The organism is Methylophaga sp. UBA5088, from assembly GCF_002414625.1.
Classification (GTDB): domain Bacteria; phylum Pseudomonadota; class Gammaproteobacteria; order Nitrosococcales; family Methylophagaceae; genus Methylophaga; species Methylophaga marina.
This window is the reverse complement of the sequence record NZ_DIAC01000126.1, coordinates 19,358-21,550: the sequence shown is the minus strand read 5'-3', so window position 1 is coordinate 21,550 and position 2,193 is coordinate 19,358. Positions and strand designations below refer to the sequence as shown.

Annotated in this window: 2 protein-coding genes; one reads left to right on the top strand and one right to left on the bottom strand. The window is 44.1% G+C overall.

The genetic code is table 11. The features are described from left to right. Positions 1-1,464: hypothetical protein (locus B4K20_RS15655; protein WP_289283630.1), on the top strand; the 1,464-nt coding region annotated here is incomplete at its 5' end. Between the two features lie 53 nt (positions 1,465-1,517). Here the strand turns inward: B4K20_RS15655 and B4K20_RS15650 are convergent. Continuing rightward, on the bottom strand, positions 1,518-2,193 hold a 676-nt coding region (locus tag B4K20_RS15650; RefSeq protein WP_289283629.1), incomplete at its 5' end, for a glucan biosynthesis protein.

The window sequence follows — 2,193 nt, the reverse complement described above, 5'->3', positions numbered from 1 at the left end:
CAAACGCACTGGCAAATTCACATCAGCAGTTACCACAATGGCGAGCAGATTGGCGCTGTCAGCGCTGAAGGTCCATCGCTGACGGATGTACTGCAACAAGCCACGAAGTCTTCGCTGGGTGACACGCTTGATACATCGAAAACAGATCTAGATGATTATTTCTTCAAAATCAGTTTTGACTATCACCCTAACCACGTCTACGCCATGGTCAATAATCAGGGTCAGGCCTATGAAATTCAGGGGGATCGCGTCATTGTCCGCCATGTCGACAGAGAACGCGTTAAGACCCAAATAAACCAGAGTAAAGCGTATTTGCTACGTGCTATTAATAGAGACTACTCAGGCGTTTACAAATTTTATGATGCCGATCAAGATACTTCTGAGAAATTGCTGCGGACCACATACTCAGCCACGACACTCAATACGCTCATTCGTTTAAATCAATTTCAAAAAGACATTGAGTTACAGTCATATTTTGATGGAATGGCACAATTTTTACTCGATAGACAGTTAACTTCTGGTCCCAATGCCGGCGGCTTTGATTATGGTGTCGATCCGCAAACAAACGAAGAAACCTGTCGTGTAGTGGTCGGCACCACATCAAAAACGCTCTTTACATTATTACAGTTACATCAAATGACACCGGAGGAAGAAAAATACTTTAAAGCCGCTCAATCTGCTGGTGATTGGCTATTAAAAATGATTCAGGAAGATGGCAAAGTGACCCCTGTGGCAGAGTGCACAAATAACGAGTGGACCTACTCCGATAAACAATCCATTCTCTATTCAGGCCAAGTGGTCTCAGCGCTCTCACGGCTCTATGCCATTACAAACAAAACAAAATACCTCGATGCGGCCAAACTCGTAGCCGGTCATTTAATACGTGAAGTCGGATTACATGGTGCACTGGTAGGTGATGACTACCGTCCCGCTAACTCAGTTTCATCAAGCTGGATCATGATGGCATTAATCGATCTGGCCAAAGTAGACCCCACACCGGTCTATAAAAAAACCATTCTACAAATTGGTGATGTGTTATTGGAACGCCAGATCAACCAGGCAGACGATGCTTATAACCATGGTCGTTATCTTGATGCGATGACCACCAGTGGTAATGGCTGGATCAATGAAGTTATGGGGGAAATGGTACCGTTTTGTGAGCAGCAGAACCTCGGCAACTGTGACCAATATCGCGATGCAGTTCGTAAAACCAGTCGCTGGTTATTACAAAATACCTATAACGAAAACAATACTTATGCGCTTGCTAACCCCAAGCAGGCTATCGGTGGTTTCATTAATAACTTCACCACACAAAAAGTCAGAACAGATGCCGTCAGTCATGGTCTGAATAGCTTACTGAGTATGCTGGAAAATGAACCCGACGACGTAGACGTTTTCATTGATTTACCAGAACGTGATCTGGCTGAACTGATGCCCTTGCTTCGAGCAGGTGAAAATAACTAATCCAATAAATAAGGCGGCCATTGGCCGCCTTATTTCTATGCGTTTAATTTTATTTATGGATTACGCAAGTCGCGTTCATCTTGTGGCGGTGGTGTCCACTGATAAATCCAGGTTTCCGTCAATGGTTGACCATTAGCTTCTAAATACACACGAAGATTGATAGGGTCGGTTGTATTATCAGGTGGAACCACATCAAACATAGCACGATAACCATCAATCGCATGTTGTGGTCGAGCTGATGTGAGTTCGACCTTACCGCCAGAAGTGGTAATGACGGGCTTAACATTTATATCATCGCCCAGCATAGATAAACTGCCACCAGCAAAGTCAATCACAAAACGTTTACTATAATATTCACGACGTTGACCAATTACACCGCCAATGCCTGTAAATGTGTCCACCACTTTGGCACGTTCTGGTTCAACAGGTGGCACACCTCCCCAATACATTTTATAGCTGTAAAGTAATTCCTCACCGGCTTTCACAGGTTGTTCTGGATTCCAGAAGGCAACAATATTATCAAAGGTTTCATCCATGGTTGGAATTTCAACCAGTTGAATCGATCCTTTACCCCAGTTGCCTTCAGGCTCAATCCACAGGCTGGGACGACGGTCATAAAATACGCCATCATCCTGATAATGATCAAAATTACGATCACGTTGCATCAGACCGAACCCTTTTGGATTGTTATCAGCATAGGCATTAAATCTAAGATGTCGTGGGTTGGGC